Raw genomic sequence first — 19,402 nt, forward strand, 5'->3', positions numbered from 1 at the left:
CGGAGCTTCGGGCGGGGGCCGGGGCGGGGCATGATGGCCCGCACGATCCGCTTCCCGCCCCACCCTCCGGGAGTCTTCGTCTTGTCCTCCGTCCCCCCTGCCATAGCCCTCGTCGGCGCCGGTCCCCGCGGTACGTCGGTCCTGGAGAGGCTCTGCGCCTCCGTTCCGGAACTGGCCCCGGGAACCGCGCCGACCGTCCACGTCGTCGACCCGTCGCCCGCCGGCCCCGGCCGCGTGTGGCGGACCGACCAGGCGGGCGAGTTGCTGATGAACACGGTCGCCTGCCAGGTGACGGTCTTCACCGACGACAGCGTCCGCTGCGAGGGCCCGGTGCGCCCCGGCCCGAGCCTCCACGCGTGGGCGGTCGCCCACGGGCACCCCCTGGGCCCCGACGACTATCCGACCCGGGCCCTGTACGGCCGCTACCTGGCCTGGGCGTTCGACCGGACCGTGCGCGGGGCGCCGCCGGGGACGAGCGTCCACGTCCACCGGGCCCGCGCGATCCGCCTGGAGGACGAGGCGCCCGCGCCCGGCCCGGGCGGGGACGCCGCCGGGGTCGCCGCCCCGCGCCAGCGGCTGGTCCTCGACGACGGCACCGTGCTGGGCGGCCTGGGCGCCGTGGTCCTCGCGCAGGGGCACCTGCCGGAGGCCCCCGACGCGGAGGGGGCCCGCCTCGCCGCGCACGCCGCCCGGCACGGCCTGCGCCACCTGCCGCCCGCCAACCCCGCCGACCTCGACCTCTCCCCCATCGCCCCCGGCGAACCGGTCCTCCTGCGCGGCCTCGGCCTCACCTTCTTCGACCACATGGCGCTGCTCACCGAGGGCCGCAGCGGCCGTTTCGTCCGCACCGGCCGCGACGCGGGTGCCGGTCCCGGCGCGGGCCGGGGCGCGGACGCCGGTGCCGGCGGGGGCGCGGACGCCGGTCCCGCCGCGGGCGCCCTGGTGTACCTGCCCTCCGGCCGCGAGCCGCGCCTGTACGCCGGGTCCCGGCGCGGCGTGCCGTACCAGGCGCGCGGCGACAACGAGAAGGGCGCCTCCCGGCGGCACGAGCCGCTCCTCCTCACCGGCGACGTCGTCGCGGCGTTCCGCAAGCGCGCCGAGGCGGGCGACCCGCCGGACTTCGACGGCGAGATCCGGCCACTGGTGGCGCTGGAGGTGGAGACCGTCTACTACGAGGCGCTGCTGCGCCGGCGGGGCGAGCGGGACACGGCCGGCTTCCGCTCCCGTTTCCTCACCCTCCGGGACGGCGCCTCGCGCGCCGCCGTCCTGGACGCGTACGGCGTCGCCTCCGCCGACCGCTGGTGCTGGGAGCGGATCGCGGACCCGGCGGCGGGAGAAACGTTCCGCTCCCCGGCCGCCCACCGCGCCTGGCTGCTGGAGCGGCTCCGCGCGGACGCGGCCGAAGCGGCGCTCGGCAACGTCTCGGGCCCCCTGAAGGCCGCGCTGGACGTGCTGCGCGACCTGCGCAACGAGGTGCGGGCGGTGGTGGACCACGCCGGGCTGCCGGGCGCCTCCCGGCGGGACCACCTGGACCGCCGGTACACACCGCTCAACGCGTTCCTCTCGATCGGCCCGCCCCGGCGCCGCGTCGAGGAGATGGCCGCGCTGGTGGAGGCGGGCGTCCTCGACGTCGTGGGCCCGGGCCTGGAGGTCCGTACGGAGCCGGGCGCCTTCGTCGGGCTCTCGCCGCGGGTGCCCGGCTCGGCCGTCGCGGCGACGACGCTGATCGAGGCGCGGCTGCCCCACCCCGACCTGCGGCGCGCGGACGACGCGCTCCTCGCGCACCTGCTGGCCACCGGCGGCTGCCGCACCCACGTGGTCGACGGCTACGACACCGGCGGACTGGACGTCACCGAGCGCCCGTACCACCTGGTCGACGCCCGGGGCGTCCCGCACCCGCGGCGCTTCGCGCTGGGCGTGCCGACGGAGGGCGTGCACTGGGTGACGGCCGCGGGCGCCCGGCCGGGCGTGGACTCGGTGACCCTGTCGGACGCCGACGCCGTGGCCCGCGGGGCCCTGCGCGCGGCGACCCAGGCCGCACCCGCACCCGCCCCTTCGCCCACCCACTCACCCGCCCCCTCGCCCGCCCCCGCGCTCGCTCCTCCTCCGGCGTCCCGACCGGCAAGTCGACCGAATGTTGAACTTGCAAGTACTCCTTAGGACTGCCTAACGTGGTGCCCCGTCGGACCCGTCCCCCCGCCGAAGGAGCCCCCATGTCCGGAATCACCAGCCGCCTCCAGCAGTACCAGCCGTACGCGCTCGCCCTGTTCCGGATCGTCGTCGGCCTGCTGTTCCTCTGCCACGGCGCCGCCAAGCTGTTCGGCGTCCTCGGCGGAGCGGACGGCAGCGGCGCCACGGTCCCCTCCGGCACCTGGCCGTTCTGGTACGCGGCCGTCATCGAACTGGTCGGCGGCGCGCTGATCCTGGTGGGCCTGGGCACCCGTACCGCCGCCTTCGTCTCCTCCGGCGCGATGGCCTACGCGTACTTCAAGATGCACCAGCCGGAGGCCCTGTTCCCCCTGCAGAACGGCGGCGAGGCGGCGGCCCTCTTCTGCTGGGCGCTGCTGCTGCTGGTCTTCACCGGCCCGGGCGCCCTCGCGCTGGACGCCCTCTTCCGCCCCCGTACGCGGGAGGCCGAGGTGAGCCGCACGACGGTCGCCGCCTGACCGGCGACCGGACACCCCGGCCCCACCGGGGCGGGGCCGCGGAGGGCACGGGCCACCACCCCGTGCCCTCCGGTGCGTCAGGGGGGAGCCGCGAGGCGTAGGCTGTGGCGGTTCTCAGGGGTGAAGCGGGGAGTCAAGGTGCTGGAGAGCGTGGGGTGGCTGGCGGCGAGCCCGTGGATCTATGCCGCGGTGGCCGCCTCGGTGCTGCTGGACGTGTTCGTCCCGCTCCTGCCCAGCGGCGTCCTGGTGATCACGGCGGCGACCGCGGCGACCGCGGCCACGGCGACGGCCGCGCCCGGGGGCGTCTCCCTCGTGGCCCTCGCCCTGTGCGCCGCCACCGCCTCCGTCCTCGGCGACCTGGCCGCGTACCGCCTCGCCTGGCGCGGCGGGCCGCGCCTGGACCGGGCCATCGCCCGCTCCCGCAGGCTCACGACCGCGCAGGAACGTCTCGGCGCCGCCCTCGGCCGCGGCGGCGGCGCCCTGGTCGTCATCGCCCGGTTCGCCCCGGCGGGCCGCTCGGTGGTGTCGCTCGGCGCGGGCGCGGCCCGGCGCAGGGCGCGCGACTTCGTGCCGTGGTCGGTCCTGGCCGGGGTGGCCTGGGCCTCGTACAGCGTGGGCCTCGGTTACTTCGGCGGCCAGTGGCTGGGCGCGACGTGGTTCAGCGCGGCGGTCTCCGTCCTCGCGCTGTTCCTGGCGGGCAGCCTCGCCGCGTACGTCATGCGCCGCCCGGGACCGGTGCCCGCTCCGGCTCCGGCTTCCTAGCACCGGCGCCCCGCACCTCCAGGTCGTCCAGCAGGCGCCGGGTCGCCCCGGCCACCTCGGCGACGGCCCGGTCGAACACCTCCCGGTTGTGCGCGGCGGGCGCGCGGAACCCGGAGACCTTGCGCACGTACTGGAGCGCGGCGGCGTGGATGTCGTCCTCCGTGGCCTCCTCGGGCAGCACGGGCGGGCGGAGGGTCTTGATGCTGCGGCACATACCGGTCCTCGGTCCTGGGGGCGGTCGGAACAGGTCCCGACTCCAGGATGCACCCGTCCGGCATGTGATCAGATGAACTCCATGATCGCGACGAGGACCCTGTACCTGTTCTGCTCCGCCGCCCTGCCCGTGTTCGACGTGGCGAGCGTGATCGAGGACGCCCAGGCGCGCGGCTGGGACGTCTGCCTCGGACTGACCCCCACCGCGGCGGACTGGCTGGAGCCGAGCCTGGACGGCCTGGCCGCGCTCACCGGCCACCCGGTGCGCGGCGCGTACCCCCGCCCCGGCGAACCGGAGGTCTGGCCGGCGGCGGACGCGGCGCTCTTCGCCCCGGCGACGTTCCACACCGTCAACGCCTGGGCGCTCGGCCTGACCGCGACCTTCGCCGTCGGCGTGGCCGCCGAGTGCGCCGGCCGGGGCCTGCCGACCGTGGCCGTACCGTGCGTCAGCGCGGCGCACGCGCGCCACCCCCGCTTCGACAGATCGCTGGAGACGCTGCGCTCGGCGGGGGTGGTCGTCCTGCACGGCGAGAGCGGCCCCGCGGCGGACGCGTCCGGCGGGGAGTGGCCGGACCACTGCCCGTGGGGGCCGGCCCTGGACGCGGTGCAGGCCGCGAACCCGGCGGCCTGACCGCGCCGCGCCGCCGGGCGGCGGTGGCGGTCAGGTGTTGGGGCGCTTGCCGTGGTTGGCGCTCTTGCGCTTGCGGGCGCGCCGCTTGTTGCCACGCTTCGACATCGGGCACCTCCTCCCACCCCGCAAGGGGGCGTATCCGGACGTTCCGGGCACCCGCCAGTCTAGGTTCGCGGCCCGACCCCCGCACCAGCGCGCCGGTCCCCGCCGCGCGGGGCGGTGGAGGGCTCGCCGCCGAGCCGCAACCGGTCCATGGCGTACGTCGCCCAGTCCGCCCGGTGCAGATGGCACCGGGCGGAGCCGACCATCGCCAACCGCCGGCACGCCCGCCCCTGCTTGGTGACCGCCCCGCACCTGCCCTGTGTCCGCGCCATGCCGTACCGCCTCTCCTCGTCCCCCTCGGCCCCTCCCCCGTCAGCAGGGTGCGCCCGCCGCCACGGGCGGGGGAAGGCGCACCGGGCACGACCTGGCGCGCTCCGGAGCGGCGGCGATCACGGGGGCGGCTGCGCGGCACGGCGCCGGGCGCGCGGCCGCACACCCCCGACCCGGCACGCCCGTACCCGGCGCGCCAGCCACCCCGCCCGGGACGGCGCGCCCCCGCGCCGAAGACCGTGGAGCACCACCACCGAGCAGGCGCCGACGGCCACGGTCGGGTCGGTACGGCGTGTCCACCACCTCGGTGGTGGTCTGTCACGCCCCTCGCCGTCGAGTGGCTCTCCGTAGGGGTGGTTGGCCCGGCGGGCGCCCTGGAGTGGCGGGCGTACGCGGTGGACAACGGCAGCGGCGGGATGCCGACGCCCGCCTTCCACACCCTGGGCCTGCGCGCCCGGCGCCCGTTGACGCACCCTGTCGACGGGTCGGACGACGGGCGACCACTGCCGGCGACCGGACTCCGTACCGCGTCCGGCGACCCGCTCGCCGTACGCGCGGAGACGGCGGCTGCGGTGCGACGGCCGCGCGGTGTGACGGTGAGTGGTACCTCGACGCGGACCGGAGCGCCGGCCCGCGAGGACGCACACGAGGCCGCACTCTGGTCCCCGCTGCCCCACCGACCCCACACCACGCGCCGCCGACCGGCCTCACAACCGACCAGCCGGACGCACCCGTTCAATGCACCGCGCCACCCCACCGGTGAACGACCGCTCCCCTGGCGCCGTACTCCTCCGTGGCAATTCCTCGCCGCGCCGCGTGACGACCGCCCGTGCCGGGCAACTCACTGTCAGGCGCCCGCTGCAACGGCCCGCCCCCCGCCACGAGCACGACCGCACGCCCCAAGGAGGAACGGATGGCCTGGTATCCAGGGGCTACGCGTATGGAGCTACAGCCCGAGTCGGACGGACAACCCGCCATCCGGCCGACCCAGTTCATCCTGCACAGCGTCGCGGCCCCGTGGACGGCGCGCCGCATGTACGAGTACTGGCGGGACAGCGAAGGGCGGGACGGCACCTCGAGCGGCTACCGGGAGGCGTACCGTTCGAGGTACGCCGCTGCGGCGCGCAGGAGTGGATCATCACGGAAGTTCCCGAGCCCGTGGTTGCCCGCCCGGCACAGCAGACCGCGGACGCACTTCCCACAGATGCCGGAACCCGGGCAGCAGTCGTGACCATGATCAACGGACAGAGCGAGCCCCTCGCTGTCGGCCTGCCTGCAGATGCTGCACACGCCCCCTTGACTCGCCAGCATTTCGGCGTAGCGGCCAGGAGGCAGTCGGTACAGCGCCTTGCGCTGCACGTCCCGTCCGCAGCTTCGGCAGTTCCCCTGCAATCCGTCCTTGGCCTTGGCGTTCCGGGTGAACATGTCGGGGTGGAGCCAGAGCAGACAGGTGCGGCACTGCTTCTCGCCCCGCGAGTTTCGGTCATGAGGTCTGGCGGACCGCCGGTCCGGCAGGGCAGTCAGCTCACGTCCCACGCTGCGCTGCCAATTGCGGCTCGCACACAGCCCCTTGCTGATGCACTTCCGCGTACATCCGGGAAACTCGCACCGTCGGGACTCCGTTGCCGCGCTGCCATGTACGCGATGCGCGGTCCCAGGTCCTATGTCTCCATGGCGCTGCCACCGCTGGTAGTGCATGGCGCACCACCCCCGGGAACGCACCCGTACCGGGCGGTCGCAACCCTCAACAGTGCCGGTGAACTCGTCCAAGTCGACATCCCCCAACAAATGTGTTCGAGTCAGAAGGAGGCACCCTGATGGCTTGGTGCCCGTTCGCGAAGAAGCTGGAGCTTCAACCCGAAAGCGATCAGCAACCCGCTATCAGGCCGACGCAGTTCATCCTGCACAGCCTTGCTGCGCCGTGGACCGCGCAACGGCTCTACGAGTACTGGAAGACTAGCTCGCTCGAATCCCACTTCGGACTCGGCTACAAGGGCGACCTCGCCCAGTACATCGGCACCGAGACCCGCGCCGACTCCAACTACCGCGCGAACCGCCGTCCGGACGGCACGGGCGCGGTGTCCATCGAGACGGCGTCGAACCTCAAGCACACCGACCCGTGGACGGACCAGCAGATCGAGCAACTGATCCGGCTCGGGGTGTGGCTGCACCAGCGGCACGGCCTGCCCCTGCGGATCTGCCGCTCCCACGACGACCCCGGCTACGGCTACCACCGGCTGCACTCCGCCTGGTCGTCGGGCGGGACCGCCTGCCCGGGCGACGCCCGCGTGAACCAGTTCCGCAAGGTCGTCTTCCCGGGGATCGTCAACCGCGCCAACGGCCAGTCGCCACCCTTACCGCCCAAGGAGGATCCCGTGCCGGAGATGCTGCACGAGTCGAACGCCACCGACATGGAGCTCACGTCCGGGAACTGGCACGGGCTCTCCTTCCGCACCGCCGTCCTGCTCGTCGGCCCCGTCCGCCTGCACACCGTCGTCCACCTCGTCCTCGACGACGCCACCGCGCCCGACACGGTCGTGGAGGGCTGCTTCTACACGACCGACAACAACGGCGCCAACCGCTCGCTGCACCTGCCGGTCCGCGGACACGGGCCGGGCGGACACCAGTTCACGTGCACGGCGGACGTCGGGGCCGGCCGCCACCTGCGGTTCATGGTCCGCGCGAGGACCCCCGACCACCGCCCCGTACGGCTGCTGCACCGCGCGGTGTCGGGGCCGTTCTGGAAGCTGTAAACCCGTTGCGGGGCGGACCGGCCCGCTGCGAGGCTGCGGGCCATGCCCCCGCACACAACCTCGTCGCTCAGCGTGTCCGCCCTCTTCGACGGGTCGGGCCGCCTCACCACCATCCCCCGCCGGCCGGCCCGCCGCGAGCAGCTGCTCGCCCACCTCACCGAGACCCTCTTCGAGGAGGGCCGCCCGTACACCGAGCCGGAGGTGAACGAGGCGCTGCGCACGGTCCACGACGACTGCTCGGCCCTCCGCCGCCACCTGATCGTCTCGGGCCACCTCTCCCGCACGCGCGACGGCCGCACGTACCACCGCACACCGGCCACGGCCCTCCCGCCGACGGCCTGAGACCACCTGCGCCGCCCACCGCCGTCGCACCGCCGACGGCAGGGGCCACGACCCCGCGCGTGCGTGACGACCTGGAGCGGCCCCCACGCATCCGTGCCCTCTTGCACGCCGACGCCCACGCCCACACCGTGGAGGTAGCGCGGCGTTCCGACGACGCAGGGGGAGGGCGACGCTCGTGAGTGCAGTGACGCGTTGGGCCAGAGAGACGTTCGGTGCCGTGGCCGGCCGACTGACGGAGATCATCCCGGCATGCCTGGTGGAAGCGCACAGCAGAGCGCGGCACGGGCAGGAGGGCGTCCACACACAGACGTTGGAGGCCTACGGTCACGGTCTCCACGCAGCGCAGTACGAGACGCTCGCCGCCGGCCTGGCACCTCTCGAGGAGGCCGTGGCGCGGCGGCTTCAGGGCCGTACGGTCATGGTCGTCGGCAACAACGTCATCTACCCCATCCGCTACGCCAAGAAGGACGTGCCGGTCACGGCGGCGCGCCTCCGCAAGGCGGTCGGCTTCCGAGCCGATCTCATTCGACGGCACGGCCCGGAGCCGATGCAGCAGGCACTCGACCTCGGCCTGGAAGAGCTGGACGAGCAGCACGTGCACCCCGACATCGCGCTCCTCTCACCGGAGCTACGGCTGGTCATCGTCGCGTACGCCTGCTCGATGGACCGAGGCGTCATGCGGGCCGAGTGGGGCTCAGCCGAACTACGCCGCGAGGACCGCTACCTCATCTGGCACCACCACGAGCCGCTCCTCCCTCCCCCGGCCGACCCACGCGCCGCCTAGCACGCGAGTATGCGGCGACCGGGGACGAACACCTCGGTCCAGCCGAACCACCACGTCGAAGGCCCCCGGCCGGGATCGGCCGGGGGCCTTCGTGGTGGTGGGCGCGGACGGTTTCGAACCGCCGACATCTGCTTTGTAAGTTCGATCCGACCCGGTTCCAGCATCTGCCATCCACTGGTGCGATGGCCGGACAGGGACGTTGGCGTACGCTTCCGTCCGACCTGGTTGATGTCAGCCTTGGATGTCAGAGACTCGATCTGATTGGGCGGGCCGCCGGCCTCAGCGCGAGGGGCGCCTCTTCGGGGGGACCGGGCCCGGGATCACATCCTTGCCAAGGTGCTCCTTGATCAGGTACTTCAACTCCGGCCCTTCGATGAGCTGGAGCCGGCCATGTTGGCGGGCAAAGTCGTGGCTGGCCCTGCCGAACCACGATGTGGTGATCAGGACCCCCTTGGCAGCACGTTTGTGCTCGACCACTCCGGCCAGCGCCTGGACGGACTCCACGCCCACAAGCTTGCTGTAGCGCTTCGCCTGAATGATGCACTCACCGTTGAAGACGGGATCCTTGCTGACAGCCACCGCGTCAACGCCCTCGTCTTTGGACGCCTGGGTGTTCCATGCCTCCATGCCGATCGCCTCAAACAGTTGGCGAATCAGGTGCTCGAACTCGGTGGGCGTCAGCTTCACCAGCACGGGCCTACTGTCCAGGCCTGCGACTACGTCCATGCTGTCCATGAGTCGGTACTTCGACAGGTCGAACTCGACGATGGGACGAATCGGTTCGAGATCGTAGGGGTTGGGAGAAACCAAAGCGTTGAGTCCCCTGAGGCACTGCGCTGGATCAACCTGACTGAGACAGAGCTTCCCGAATTGCTCCCTGCTGGCGCTGAGCGTCACCAGACAGGGTGAGACCTCCTGACCGGTCGCCCGGTCGATGGTTCTCACATGGCCGTTCAGGGTCACCCCGTTGACGATCCGATCCGGATCGCTCGTCAGGACCTCGTGGACTGTCCTCAGCGCGACTTGGGCCAGGACGGAGGCGTAGATCTCCTTGCGCTCCTTCTCCGGACGAGGCAACACGGTCGTCTCATCCCGGTTCTTCACGTACCGGTAGCCTCGCGCGGCAGGAACGATCGCCTCAGGCGGCAAGTGGATTTCAACAAGTACGTCACCTGTGGCAGGTCGAAAGGCGATCCGATGCTCGTGGGGGAAGCCCAATGGATACTCCGACGCATCCAGGACAGCACCTAGATGAGACTCGACCGCCGCTGGCTCCCCAGCCCTGTACGCCTCGCGCTCCACGTCCAACTTCTCGTTTAAAGCCGTCACCTCGTCAAGGGCATGCGCTTCGGCCTGGCGATGCTCGGCACGCTTCCGCTCCAGCGTCGCCAGCCGCTTCTCCTCGGCTCGCCTGTGGCGCTCCTGTGCCTCGCCGAACCGCACACGCGCCTCGGCAACCGCAGCTTCATAGCGCTTCCTGCCAAAACCCAGGACAGCAGCCAGACCGCCAGGTTCCGGCGGCGCGAACTCCTCCCAGCGCGGTGAAGGCTCCGGACGAGACCAAGGACGCTCGTCAAACTTCTTCGGCGTGTGAGTCCTCCGCCGGCGCTCAAAGGTCGTAGGCGGATCGCCCACCAACGCGTCACGGAGCAACTGCCCCAGCTGCGCGACCTCGTGCTCGACCCCGATTGTGCGCACCTGCGCCTGCTCGGCCTGCTGCTCCTGATACGCGGCCTTCCGCTCACGCTCCTGCCGCTTGCTGGCCGTCTCGGCGACCTTGCGTTCCCGCTCCGCTTGTCGTGCCCGTTGCTCCTGGGCACGTCGTAACGCTTGCTGCTGCCGCTGGTAGTCGTTGCCTTGGCCGCTGCCCCGCTGCGCCACCTGCTATCCCTCCCCTGGCCTTAGTCCGCCACAGGGCTGCATTCCCCTCCCACGTCGCAGAATCACGCAGGGCAGGGACGTCACCTCAGCCCGACCGCACGGTGCATCGTTGACTCTGGTCGTCCCTACCTCGACCGACGACAGTCAGCCACGATGGCGAGTCTGCCGACCGACCAAGCACGCGTGCCTCGCTACACCCCCACCAGTCTCAGCCACGCTCTCGGTGCCGTCGACCAGAGCAAGCTGCGACCGCGGAGGCATGGCGATGAGGCTTTGGAACCGTGACTTCTTCGTCTCGAAGCAACTTCGGCAGGCGTGGCGCCTTGGGAGGCTTGCCGTTCACCTGCCCTGATGGTCCGCAGACGTCCGTGCTCGTCCGCTGTTGTTCGTCTGCATTGTCACGCAGTTAGACACTCACCCGATGCGCGGATCAGTGAACGTCAGCTCTGGTCTCCGGGCTTGGGCATGGTGCTACCCGTGTCGCAGATCAACTCTGGTAGCCCAGGCCAGAGCGGGGTGGGGACGGTCGCCCACGGGTGCCGACTGCCAGCGTCGGTCAGCCTCGCACGGCGCCAGGGCGGGCAGTCGCCATCGCTGCTTTGCGATGCGGCTCGACGGTGCCCTCTTCTCCTTAATTCACATACAGAGAGGGAGGCCTTCCCCTATCGTTTCCATGAGGAGGTGTGATGCGAACCGTGAAAATGGAACGTGGGGGCGAGTCGCTCATCACGGACAAAAGGCATTGGCCGATGAGGGACACAGCGGATGGATTCGTCGCCCATGAAAGCGATTTGACGTACGCAACAGCCACCGATTTGCAGGCAGCCCTCCGCTCCTACTGTAAATACATGTGGGGAGATCCCTGCCAGGGAGAAATCGATCTCGCAGTAAGCGATGTGGCCGAGGAATACCTAGACGACGAGGCGCCTGTCACCGGCATCGCGTTTTCCCTGAAGAATGGACACCTGCTTCTATCCCTGACGGCCTGGCTGGACGATTACATCGATCTTCCAAGCGAAGGGGGCGCGTATTACGAATCGATCAGCCTACTGCTTGAAAGGTCGGGGCTCGAGCTAGTCCATTTGGGTGCCCACCCTAACACGGGCTCCGCGCCCCCATATTTCACTCAGATTGACATTCGCACTCCAATTCGCGGCAAGTTGTTGTCCGAGATGTATTCGATCGGCCAAGACGTCACGGCCTTCTTGGATGCTCTACAGGGAGGCATCCTCACCAGGGAGACGGCCGTTAGCCTGCTGAGGACAGAGAAGGCCGATCTACTGATAGGGCAACCGGAAGGGCCCTGGCTCGACGTAAAGGTCGACCACTATGACCTGTCTGGGCGCACGGGCAAGATTTCCTTGGCGCAAGCGGTGGCCAGGTTCGCAAACGCTGAACACGGCGGAGTAATCGTGGTCGGAATGAAAGGAAAGAAAGTCCCGAGCGGCGAAATCATCAAAAGCGTGCATCCGGTACCCATGGACGCCAGAGTCCAAAGAAAGTATGAGCTTGCGATTCAGCAACACCTGTATCCACCCCCTGACTATTTGACCGTTGAACTGGTGCCACACGGGTGCGGAATGCTTGTGGTAGTAAGCTTGCCTCCACAGCCGGAAGAATTGAAACCATTCCTTGTCCATGGGGCCATCGTGGACGGTTCCGTGGAGGGGGCCTTTATCAGCATTGTCCGCAGGCGGGGCGAAGACTCAATTCCAATCACTGCACCATCGATCCATGCAACGATGGCCGCCGGAAGGGCGCTACTGCGACGGGGAAAGGTGAGCGAGTTCGACACCGATTGAGGACTGCATCAGGCTTGCATTCGCTCCTCAACCCACCGCCCTCCCCAGCTCCCATCCCGTCTGCCGTCGACCCACACACCGTGGAGCGGGCGTGGCCCCTGGCGTCCAGGTGGAGCGCGCCACTGTACGAACGACCTGGACGCCAGGGGTCGCGTCTGCTCGGCTCTGCCTGGGTCGACGGCAGACGGGATGGGAGCTCCCCGCGCCCGCCATACTCGGCCGGCACCCGCCAGCGGCGCCCCCGCCATCCCGGAGTCGGAGCGCCCCCGCCGGAGGCATGTCGGTGGCGGTGAGGGAACCGCGGGCTTGGGGCTCGGCTCATGCCCTTCGGGCCTACCAGCCGTAGGGGCGGGCGTCGGCGCAGCGCGCGCGGAGCGGGCCGAAGGCAGGAGCGTCGCGCGGAGCGGAGCCGGGAAGCCCGCCCGGCGGAGCGGAGCGCAGCCGGGTGCTTGAACCCGTGGAGAAAGTTTGAATCACGCTCGCACCCTCCTAGTGTTCCTTGGCGCTCGTGCACCCGGTTCTTGCTGCCTCGTGGTGTAGAACCCTGGGTATGGGGAGTGAGCGGCGAGAGCGCATGAAGGCGCTGGGGATGCGTCTTAGGGAGCTGCGTGCAGGGGCTGGTCTGACGGGCGCCGTGCTGGCGCAGCGGGCTGGTGTCGGACAGCCGACCGTGTCCAAGGTCGAGACGGGGCGCATGGTGCCGAGTGCTGATGTGCTCGACCGGCTCTCTCGGGCTCTCGACCTCGACGACGCGGCGACGTGTGAGGTGCGTGACCTCCTGGCCGCTGTGGAGGCTGCCGCAGACTCGGGTCCCGCGTCCGGCGATGACGCTCCCGTTGGGGCCGTTCTGGACGATGCAGTGCTGTCGGCTCGACTGGTGCGGTCGTTCCAGTGTGTCGTCCTGCCGGCCATGCTCCAGAGTGCGGAGTACGCCCGGCACGTCTTCGCAAGTGCGCCCAACTCGACTCCTGAGGCGGTCGGTCGGGCTGTTGCTGCTCGGATGGAGCGGCAGAGCGTGTTGTACGAGCCGGGGCGGGAGTCGGTGTTCGTGCTGACGGAGGGCGTGTTGAGGACCTGGCCGGGTACTCCGGCGCTGATGCTCGCCCAGTTCGACCGGCTGCTGGCGGTGGAGAGCCTGAGCACCGTACGGCTCGGGGTCATTCCGTGGCGTCGGCCGGTGCCGCTTCTGCCTCGTCACGGGTTCACGTTGTGCGACCAGCGGGCGGTCGTGGTCGAAGCGTTCGCCGACGAGCGGGTGACGGTCGATCCTGCTGAACTGGCGGCGTACGAGGCGACGTTCGGTCGCTTCGAGCAGGCTGCCGTCTTTGGCGATGACGTGCGCGAGCTGCTGTTGCGCCTGATGGAGGAGTTCCGCGGCATGAGGGACACCCTCACCCCTTAGAGGAATAATTCCTCGGTATGCCTAGTCGCTGGGGTTGACGTAGGAATACTCTGTCGCTGCGCTGTCTAGTCCCCTAGACGCAGAGAGGGAGTTCGTCATGCGTGCCAAATGGTGCCGAGCCTTTCCGGGGCTGCCCGAGCAAGTGGCCCACGCCCGTCACTTCGTCGCCGCCCTGGTCGCCGGCAGGGGGCCGGTCGATGATGCCGCCCTGATCGTCAGCGAACTGGCGGCCAACGCCGTCCGGCACACGCTGAGCGGAGCGGTCGGTGGCTGGTTCCTCGTGGTCGTCAGCTTCGGCGACGGTCTCGTGCGCATCGAGGTGGTCGACCAGGGCGGCGAGCGAGTGCCGCACCTCTGCGACGCGACCAGCCAGGAAGAGGGCGGGCGCGGCCTGCTGCTGATCGCGTCCTGCGCCAAGGACTGGGGCGTGAAGGAGTGGCCGGAGGGGCGTTCCGTGTGGGCCGACGTCGCGTGGGAGGGTGCGTGATCACGTGTCGCTTGCCCGCGGTCCACGGTCGCTGCGTGGGGGGCGGATGACTCCTCGGGGGGTGCCTCGGCGGTTGTCTCGGTTCTTCGTGGTCGGTGTCCGTACGGGACGGCGCCTGCCGCCTGTTCCGTCTAGAGCCCTAGACTCCTGGGTGGTGCTAGGAGGTGTGGTCATGTCGGACGAGTTGCAGCGGATCATGGCGATCGATGATCCGTACCTGCTCCTGCGCGAGGTCACGACGCGGTTGGCCGAAGCGCAGCAGGAGGTGACCGAGCTCGCCCGGCTCCGTCGCCGCGTGGTCCAGGATCTCCACGCACAAGGGCTGTCTTACGCGCAGATCGCCGAGAAGGCCGGTTTGAGCCGGGGGCGGATTCATCAGATCCGGCACACCGGCCCGGCACCTGAGGGGGCCTTCCTCGGGAAGGGGGCTGTCACGGTCGTGACCCCGCTGCGGTGGGACAACGTGAAGAAGCGCCCGGTCGTCGCCATGGCCGACATGAACTCCGGGAAGCGGCTGGAAGAGCTGGCGAAGTCGTACGGGCTTGATGTCGGCTCCGGGCACGTCCTCGTGAACGGTGACGTCGATCTGAACCGCGACGGCCTGGTCGTCGTGTGCGGACCGGGCATGTCCGAGGCCATGCGCGACCTGTACGCCCAGGACCCGGTCCTGGGCTGGGAGCATCCGGAGGGCGAGCCGTGGGCGCTCGTTGACCGGCGCACCGGCACGACGTACAACGCCGGGGCGGACGTCGAACCGCGCCGCCCGCATGACGTCGGGTACCTCGGCAGGCTGCCCCGCCCGGACGGCAACGGCTCGGTGCTCGCCATCGCCGGAATCCACACGGCAGGCTCCCTCGGCGTCGTCCACCTGCTCGCCTCGGACCTGAGCACGCTGTGGGGGCAGGTAGGAGAGCGGCACTTCTCCACCCTGGTGAGCGTCGAGTACGACCCCGATACCGAGGAACCACAGTCGGCCGAACTGCTCTGCCCCCTCTACCTGCACGACGAGGAGACGGCGGCGTGAACGTCGCCCTCGCCTCCGTGCCCGCCGAACCGGGCCAGCAGAACGAGGACTTCGCGGCCGTCGCTCCCGGCGCGGCCGTCCTCCTCGACGGCGCCGGAGTGGCCGGAGCCCAGACCGGCTGCATCCACGGCGTCGCGTGGTTCTCCTCGACGCTGGGCGGGCTGCTGCTCGGCAGCATCACGGCGCATCCCGCCCAGCCGCTCGCCGACTGCCTCGCCGACTCGATCCGCGGCGTCCGGTCGCTCCACGAAGACACGTGTGACCTGACCTACCGGGCCAGTCCGACCAGTACGGTCATTGCGGTCCGGGCCGGCGCGGGCGCTCTGGAGTACCTCGTACTCGGTGACTCCACCCTCCTCCTCACCAGCGGTGAAGGGGAGACGACCGCCGTTACCGACCGCCGCCTGGACCAGGTCGGCAAGCGGCTGCGCGGGCCGCTCGACGCACTGCCCACCGGCTCACCCGAACACGCCGCCGCGCTCGCCGAGTACCGCGACGCCCTGACCGGTCTCCGTAACCGGCCGGGCGGCTTCTGGATTGCCGGCCCCGACCCGCTTGCGGCGGAACACGCCTTGGCGGGGACGGTGCCATTGGAATCGCTGGCATCCGTGACGCTGCTGAGCGACGGCGCGACCCGCCTCGTCGATAAGTTCGCCCTCGTCGACTGGCGCGGCCTGCTGGCCGTCCTGGACTCCACCGGCCCGGATGGGCTGCTCCGCCGCGTACGGGACGTGGAGGGCGACGACCCCGACGGCCGCCGCTGGCCGCGCGGCAAAGCACACGACGACGCAACGGTTGTTCACTGGCCGCTCTCGTAGCGCGATCGCGTGCCTCTCAGGCACACACGTATACCCCCCTAGACAGTTGACGGGTCGTCGGGTTACGGTGGTCGTCCACCCCCCTAGACAGAGAGGGTGGGCCCTCCTGTTGCTGTCTAGGGGGGTATTCAGATCGGCGTCGGGCCGCGCTGCCGGCGCCGCCGACCCTGTGAGGTTCAGAGAATGCGTGTCATCCCCGTGGACACCTCGGCTGCGACGCTCCTCGTCACCAAGCTGCCCGAGGTCAAGGTGAAGGACCGGCAGACCGGTGAGGTCGCCGTGGACCCGGTGACCGGCCAGCGGCTGATGGTGCTGGAGCTGGTGTTCATCGCGTCCGGCGGCTCGGACATGATCAAGGTCACCGTCCCCGAGCAGGGCATCGGCGAGGGCCTGGTCATGGGTGCGCCGGTCATCCTGTCCGGCCTGGTGGCCCGGCCCTGGGAGAGCGAGTTCGGTGGGCGCAGTCGGCACGGCATCGCCTTCCGGGCCGACGCGGTCATGGTCAACGCCCCGGCTCCGGTGCAGGTCTGATGCCCATGGCCGACATCGCCCGGGTGCTGTTACCGGTCCTGCTGGTCCTGGCCGCGCTGCTGGCGGTACGCCGCCGGTCGCCGGTCCTGTTCTGGTGGCTGGTCGGGTACCCGCTCGTCGCACTGCGGGTGCTGGCCTCGTACCGGGCGACGATGGACGCCTGCGGCCTGACGGTTCCGGCTTCGGCCGTCCGCCGGGCCACAGCCCGGATGGTGGGACGGGAGGCGGCTCCCGTACCGCCCCGCCGGTCGCTGCCGCGGCCGACCGGGTCCGGCCTCGTGATACGGCTGCGCATGGCGGCCGGGCAGGCGCCCGAGGACTTCACTGCCTCGGCCGACCGGCTGCGGCACGCCTGGGGCGCCCACGCCGTGCACGTCCGCCCCACCAAGCCGGGCTGGCTCGAACTGCGGCTTGTCGGCTGGGACGTGCTCGCCGAGGTGCGGCCTCCCCGGCGTCGGCTGGCGGCCGGTCCGCTCTGTCTGCCGCTGGCGCTGCGGGAGGACGGCGAGTGGCACGTACGGGACTTCCGCACCGTGCCGCACGAACTGATCCTCGGCGCCACGCAGTCCGGCAAGTCCGTCTACCTGCGCAACCTGCTGTGCGGGCTGGCCCGGCAACCGGTCGTCCTCGTCGGCATCGACTGCAAGTGGGGCGTCGAACTGGCGCCGTTCGCACCCCGGCTGTCGGCGCTCGCCGACACCCCGGAGCGGGCGAGCGAACTGCTCGACGCCCTGCTGGAGGAGATGGAGGCACGGTTCCGGCTGATCGGCCTTTCGAGCGGGGCCGGCCCGGACGCCGTACTCACCTCGGACGTGTGGGGACTGCCGGAAGCGGTACGGCCGGTACCGGTCGTGCTCGTCGTCGACGAGGTCGCGGAACTCTTCCTCGCCGCGAACAAGGACGACGAGAAGCGGCGGGACGCCACGGTCACCAAGCTCATCCGCCTCGCCCAGCTCGGCCGCGCGGCCGGCATCTACCTGGAGGTGTGCGGGCAGCGCTTCGGCTCCGAACTCGGCAAGGGCGCCACCATGCTGCGCGCCCAGCTCACCGGCCGGGTCTGCCACCGCGTCAACGACGAGACGTCCGCCACGATGGCGCTCGGCGACATCGCACCGGAAGCGGTACTGGCCGCCACCTCCATACCGGCCGAACGGCCCGGCGTCGCCGTCGTCGGCGACTCCTCCGGCGGCTGGTCCCGCGTCCGCTCGCCCCACCTCACCCTCGACGACGCGGCGGCCGTCTGCCGTGACACCTCTGCCCTGGCGCCGGAGCTGCCCCGGCTCGCCCCCTTCCGGCCCGTGGTCGCCATCGAGTCCGCCGGGCCGGCCTCTCCCGCCGCTGTCCCGCTCACCGGTCGCCCGGTGACCGAGTAGCCGCACTTCCCCTCCCTCGTCGGTGTGACCGCCTCGCGCCACACCGCTACCCCTCCCATGCCTGAAACCGGAAGGAACCCGAGCTGATGCGTGCCCACCCGGTCCGCGTGGACGCCGTGATCGTCCAGGCCGCCATCGCGGGCGCCCTGTCTTTCTCGCACCTGCACGACCTCGCGGCGGCGGCCGGACAGGACGGCTGGAAGGCGTGGGCCTATCCCGTGAGCGTCGACCTGCTGCTGGTCGCCGCCTGGCGTCGGATGCGCCAGCAGCAGCGGGCGGGGCAGGCGGCCGGTGGTCCGCGGCTGTGGTTCCTGGTGGCTCTGGCCGCGTCCCTCGGCGCGAACGTCGCCACCGCCGGGCTCCTCGACCTCGACCACGTTCCCGCGTGGCTCCGCGTCGTCGTCGCGGGCTGGCCCGCCGTCGCCTTCTTCGGCGGAACCCTGCTGGCCCACTCGCCTCACGGCCCGGATGCGCCGCCGGCCCCGAACCCGTCGACACCGGATACGGGCCCGCAACTGCGGCTCGTCCCGGACACCGTCGACGCACCCGGCCGCGACGCGCTTCCGGCGCCGTCCACCGCCACCGAACCCGCCCCCAAGCCCGACACTGCCGAACCGGTCACCGATCCGCCCCCGGCACCGGCACCGACCACGGCCCCACTTCCCGCCGCCCTGCCGCCCGCCCTCGTCGACCGCGTCCGGACCCTCGCCGAAGAACACCGCTCGACCACCGGGCGCCCCGCCGACCCCGATGCCGTACGCGCCCGGCTCGGCCTGCCCCCGTCCATGACCGCGTCCGTCGCCGCCCACCTCTGAGAGGAGCACCACCATGAACCCGCGCTTCCGCAACGTCCGCCGCATCGGCCCCGTCAACGTCGCCTCGTACCTCGCCCGCGGCCGCAACCGCCACGTGGCCGCCTGCACCGCGCCCCGCTGCGACTTCTCCGCCGAGTACGACAGCCGCGCCGCCGCCGAACTGGCCGCCCGTACCCACCGCTGCTCGGCCTGACAGGAGCGCCGTCGTGGACGTCCCCCTCTGGTTCGCCCTGCTCGTCGTCGGCGCCCTGGGCGTCAAGCTCGTCCGCCCGCCCTGGTGGCTCGTCGCCGTGCTGCTCCTCGGCGGTTACGTCCTCGCCAACAGCCTGTTCGCCCCCGTCATCGACACCGCCATCAAGTAGCCGTCGAAAGGACACCGCTCATGCTCCGGCCGAAGCTCCCGACCATGCCCCAGCCGACCGGCCTGGTCACCCCTCCCGCCGTCATCGAGTCGCCCCCGGCTGTCCCGGTTCCGTACCCGGCCCCGGCCCCAGCGGCGCCGGCCTCGTCCCGTCCGGCCGTCCAGCTCACCTCCGGCGCCACGCTCGCGCTCATCGGCGGCGGCGCGGCCGTGGTCCTGGTCGTCGGCGCCGTCCTGGTCTCCATGCTCCTCGCCGTGGCCGTCACGGCCGCGTCCGTGGCCGTGTGCGCCGTCGTCGTGCGCTCCGTCCTCAAGGACCGCTGACCTCGTCTGCTCCCTTCGCTCAGCCTGCCCACCTTGTCTAGGCCCCTTGACAGGGTGGGCC

22 protein-coding genes are annotated in these 19,402 nt (G+C 71.2%); 18 read left to right on the top strand and 4 right to left on the bottom strand.

Going from position 1 to position 19,402, the window contains the following annotated elements:
- The first annotated feature begins 33 nt into the window (after positions 1 to 33).
- The 3 genes from LPA54_RS14135 (at position 34) to LPA54_RS14145 (ending at position 3,428) form a co-directional block, all read left to right on the top strand.
- Positions 34 to 2,160, top strand: coding sequence for an FAD/NAD(P)-binding domain-containing protein (locus LPA54_RS14135; RefSeq protein ID WP_228977632.1), 2,127 nt, complete (start codon positions 34 to 36; stop codon positions 2,158 to 2,160).
- A 62-nt stretch (positions 2,161 to 2,222) separates the two neighbouring features.
- A complete protein-coding gene (locus LPA54_RS14140; RefSeq protein ID WP_228977634.1) occupies positions 2,223 to 2,666 on the top strand; it encodes a DoxX family protein in 444 nt (147 codons plus the stop codon).
- 138 nt (positions 2,667 to 2,804) lie between these two features.
- Entirely contained in the window at positions 2,805 to 3,428 is a 624-nt protein-coding gene (locus LPA54_RS14145) for a DedA family protein (protein ID WP_228977410.1), read from the top strand.
- On the opposite strand, the gene LPA54_RS14150 is transcribed toward LPA54_RS14145, so the two are convergent.
- Positions 3,382 to 3,642 (bottom strand): DUF2277 domain-containing protein, encoded by a 261-nt coding sequence (locus tag LPA54_RS14150; protein ID WP_228977411.1) that lies wholly within the window; start codon positions 3,640 to 3,642, stop codon positions 3,382 to 3,384. The genes LPA54_RS14145 and LPA54_RS14150 overlap by 47 nt on opposite strands.
- Before the next feature lie 81 nt (positions 3,643 to 3,723).
- On the opposite strand from LPA54_RS14150, the gene LPA54_RS14155 reads away from it, so the two are divergent.
- Positions 3,724 to 4,272 (top strand): flavoprotein, encoded by a 549-nt coding sequence (locus LPA54_RS14155; protein WP_228977413.1) that lies wholly within the window; start codon positions 3,724 to 3,726, stop codon positions 4,270 to 4,272.
- A 164-nt stretch (positions 4,273 to 4,436) separates the two neighbouring features.
- Here LPA54_RS14155 and LPA54_RS14160 read toward each other — a convergent pair whose 3' ends face one another.
- The gene (locus LPA54_RS14160; protein WP_228977415.1) at positions 4,437 to 4,646 is read right to left on the bottom strand and encodes a hypothetical protein; all 210 of its coding nucleotides are present in this window, start codon (positions 4,644 to 4,646) and stop codon (positions 4,437 to 4,439) included.
- A gap of 1,081 nt (positions 4,647 to 5,727) precedes the next feature.
- A complete protein-coding gene (locus tag LPA54_RS43010) occupies positions 5,728 to 6,342 on the bottom strand; it encodes an endonuclease domain-containing protein (protein ID WP_368857863.1) in 615 nt (204 codons plus the stop codon).
- Between the two features lie 119 nt (positions 6,343 to 6,461).
- Here LPA54_RS43010 and LPA54_RS14165 point away from each other — a divergent pair, with 119 nt between their 5' ends.
- The 3 genes from LPA54_RS14165 to LPA54_RS14175 all read left to right on the top strand — a co-directional run bounded on the left by LPA54_RS14165 (position 6,462) and on the right by LPA54_RS14175 (position 8,523).
- Positions 6,462 to 7,397: an N-acetylmuramoyl-L-alanine amidase gene (locus tag LPA54_RS14165; RefSeq protein ID WP_228977417.1), complete on the top strand. Its 936-nt coding sequence runs from the start codon at positions 6,462 to 6,464 to the stop codon at positions 7,395 to 7,397.
- A gap of 42 nt (positions 7,398 to 7,439) precedes the next feature.
- Positions 7,440 to 7,739 carry a DUF2087 domain-containing protein gene (locus LPA54_RS14170; RefSeq protein WP_228977420.1) on the top strand — a complete coding sequence of 100 codons (300 nt, stop codon included), beginning with the start codon at positions 7,440 to 7,442 and terminating at the stop codon, positions 7,737 to 7,739.
- A gap of 217 nt (positions 7,740 to 7,956) precedes the next feature.
- Positions 7,957 to 8,523, top strand: a complete 567-nt coding sequence (locus LPA54_RS14175) for a hypothetical protein (RefSeq protein ID WP_228977422.1) — start codon at positions 7,957 to 7,959, stop codon at positions 8,521 to 8,523.
- 279 nt (positions 8,524 to 8,802) lie between these two features.
- Here LPA54_RS14175 and LPA54_RS42860 read toward each other — a convergent pair whose 3' ends face one another.
- The gene (locus LPA54_RS42860) at positions 8,803 to 10,404 is read right to left on the bottom strand and encodes a restriction endonuclease (protein WP_228977424.1); all 1,602 of its coding nucleotides are present in this window, start codon (positions 10,402 to 10,404) and stop codon (positions 8,803 to 8,805) included.
- A 686-nt stretch (positions 10,405 to 11,090) separates the two neighbouring features.
- Between LPA54_RS42860 and LPA54_RS14185 the strand changes: the two genes are divergently transcribed.
- The 11 genes from LPA54_RS14185 to LPA54_RS14235 all read left to right on the top strand — a co-directional run bounded on the left by LPA54_RS14185 (position 11,091) and on the right by LPA54_RS14235 (position 19,341).
- Positions 11,091 to 12,206 carry an ATP-binding protein gene (locus tag LPA54_RS14185; RefSeq protein WP_228977426.1) on the top strand — a complete coding sequence of 372 codons (1,116 nt, stop codon included), beginning with the start codon at positions 11,091 to 11,093 and terminating at the stop codon, positions 12,204 to 12,206.
- Between the two features lie 574 nt (positions 12,207 to 12,780).
- Positions 12,781 to 13,608, top strand: a complete 828-nt coding sequence (locus LPA54_RS14190; protein ID WP_228977428.1) for a helix-turn-helix transcriptional regulator — start codon at positions 12,781 to 12,783, stop codon at positions 13,606 to 13,608.
- 97 nt (positions 13,609 to 13,705) lie between these two features.
- Positions 13,706 to 14,095 (top strand): ATP-binding protein, encoded by a 390-nt coding sequence (locus LPA54_RS14195; protein WP_228977430.1) that lies wholly within the window; start codon positions 13,706 to 13,708, stop codon positions 14,093 to 14,095.
- Positions 14,096 to 14,267: 172 nt separating this feature from the next.
- Positions 14,268 to 15,119: a sigma factor-like helix-turn-helix DNA-binding protein gene (locus LPA54_RS14200; RefSeq protein ID WP_228977433.1), complete on the top strand. Its 852-nt coding sequence runs from the start codon at positions 14,268 to 14,270 to the stop codon at positions 15,117 to 15,119.
- Positions 15,116 to 15,937: an integrase gene (locus LPA54_RS14205; protein ID WP_228977435.1), complete on the top strand. Its 822-nt coding sequence runs from the start codon at positions 15,116 to 15,118 to the stop codon at positions 15,935 to 15,937. The genes LPA54_RS14200 and LPA54_RS14205 overlap by 4 nt, the downstream gene beginning before the upstream one ends.
- 183 nt (positions 15,938 to 16,120) lie before the next feature.
- Entirely contained in the window at positions 16,121 to 16,468 is a 348-nt protein-coding gene (locus tag LPA54_RS14210) for a hypothetical protein (protein ID WP_228977437.1), read from the top strand.
- Positions 16,469 to 16,473: 5 nt separating this feature from the next.
- A complete protein-coding gene (locus tag LPA54_RS14215; RefSeq protein ID WP_228977439.1) occupies positions 16,474 to 17,841 on the top strand; it encodes an FtsK/SpoIIIE domain-containing protein in 1,368 nt (455 codons plus the stop codon).
- An 86-nt stretch (positions 17,842 to 17,927) separates the two neighbouring features.
- Positions 17,928 to 18,656, top strand: a complete 729-nt coding sequence (locus LPA54_RS14220) for a DUF2637 domain-containing protein (protein ID WP_228977441.1) — start codon at positions 17,928 to 17,930, stop codon at positions 18,654 to 18,656.
- Positions 18,657 to 18,669: 13 nt separating this feature from the next.
- Positions 18,670 to 18,849, top strand: coding sequence for a mobile element transfer protein (locus tag LPA54_RS14225; protein WP_228977443.1), 180 nt, complete (start codon positions 18,670 to 18,672; stop codon positions 18,847 to 18,849).
- A 13-nt stretch (positions 18,850 to 18,862) separates the two neighbouring features.
- Positions 18,863 to 19,018, top strand: coding sequence for a hypothetical protein (locus LPA54_RS14230; protein WP_228977445.1), 156 nt, complete (start codon positions 18,863 to 18,865; stop codon positions 19,016 to 19,018).
- Positions 19,019 to 19,038: 20 nt separating this feature from the next.
- Positions 19,039 to 19,341, top strand: a complete 303-nt coding sequence (locus LPA54_RS14235; protein ID WP_228977447.1) for a SpdD-like protein — start codon at positions 19,039 to 19,041, stop codon at positions 19,339 to 19,341.
- Positions 19,342 to 19,402 lie beyond the last annotated feature (61 nt).

Source organism: Streptomyces sp. DH12, from assembly GCF_020873895.1.
Classification (GTDB): domain Bacteria; phylum Actinomycetota; class Actinomycetes; order Streptomycetales; family Streptomycetaceae; genus Streptomyces.

Bases quoted from the DNA above. Each gene is read 5' to 3' on its own strand.
- LPA54_RS14165 (WP_228977417.1), top strand. From the start codon at position 6,462: ATGGCTTGGTGCCCGTTCGCGAAGAAGCTGGAGCTTCAACCCGAAAGC.
- LPA54_RS14160 (WP_228977415.1), bottom strand. From the start codon at position 4,646: ATGGCGCGGACACAGGGCAGGTGCGGGGCGGTCACCAAGCAGGGGCGG.
- LPA54_RS14220 (WP_228977441.1), top strand. From the start codon at position 17,928: ATGCGTGCCCACCCGGTCCGCGTGGACGCCGTGATCGTCCAGGCCGCC.
- LPA54_RS14225 (WP_228977443.1), top strand. From the start codon at position 18,670: ATGAACCCGCGCTTCCGCAACGTCCGCCGCATCGGCCCCGTCAACGTC.
- LPA54_RS14135 (WP_228977632.1), top strand. From the start codon at position 34: ATGGCCCGCACGATCCGCTTCCCGCCCCACCCTCCGGGAGTCTTCGTC.
- LPA54_RS14210 (WP_228977437.1), top strand. From the start codon at position 16,121: ATGCGTGTCATCCCCGTGGACACCTCGGCTGCGACGCTCCTCGTCACC.
- LPA54_RS14150 (WP_228977411.1), bottom strand. From the start codon at position 3,642: ATGTGCCGCAGCATCAAGACCCTCCGCCCGCCCGTGCTGCCCGAGGAG.
- LPA54_RS14155 (WP_228977413.1), top strand. From the start codon at position 3,724: ATGATCGCGACGAGGACCCTGTACCTGTTCTGCTCCGCCGCCCTGCCC.
- LPA54_RS14200 (WP_228977433.1), top strand. From the start codon at position 14,268: ATGTCGGACGAGTTGCAGCGGATCATGGCGATCGATGATCCGTACCTG.
- LPA54_RS14235 (WP_228977447.1), top strand. From the start codon at position 19,039: ATGCTCCGGCCGAAGCTCCCGACCATGCCCCAGCCGACCGGCCTGGTC.
- LPA54_RS14190 (WP_228977428.1), top strand. From the start codon at position 12,781: ATGAAGGCGCTGGGGATGCGTCTTAGGGAGCTGCGTGCAGGGGCTGGT.
- LPA54_RS14215 (WP_228977439.1), top strand. From the start codon at position 16,474: ATGGCCGACATCGCCCGGGTGCTGTTACCGGTCCTGCTGGTCCTGGCC.
- LPA54_RS14195 (WP_228977430.1), top strand. From the start codon at position 13,706: ATGCGTGCCAAATGGTGCCGAGCCTTTCCGGGGCTGCCCGAGCAAGTG.
- LPA54_RS14170 (WP_228977420.1), top strand. From the start codon at position 7,440: ATGCCCCCGCACACAACCTCGTCGCTCAGCGTGTCCGCCCTCTTCGAC.
- LPA54_RS14185 (WP_228977426.1), top strand. From the start codon at position 11,091: ATGCGAACCGTGAAAATGGAACGTGGGGGCGAGTCGCTCATCACGGAC.
- LPA54_RS43010 (WP_368857863.1), bottom strand. From the start codon at position 6,342: ATGCACTACCAGCGGTGGCAGCGCCATGGAGACATAGGACCTGGGACC.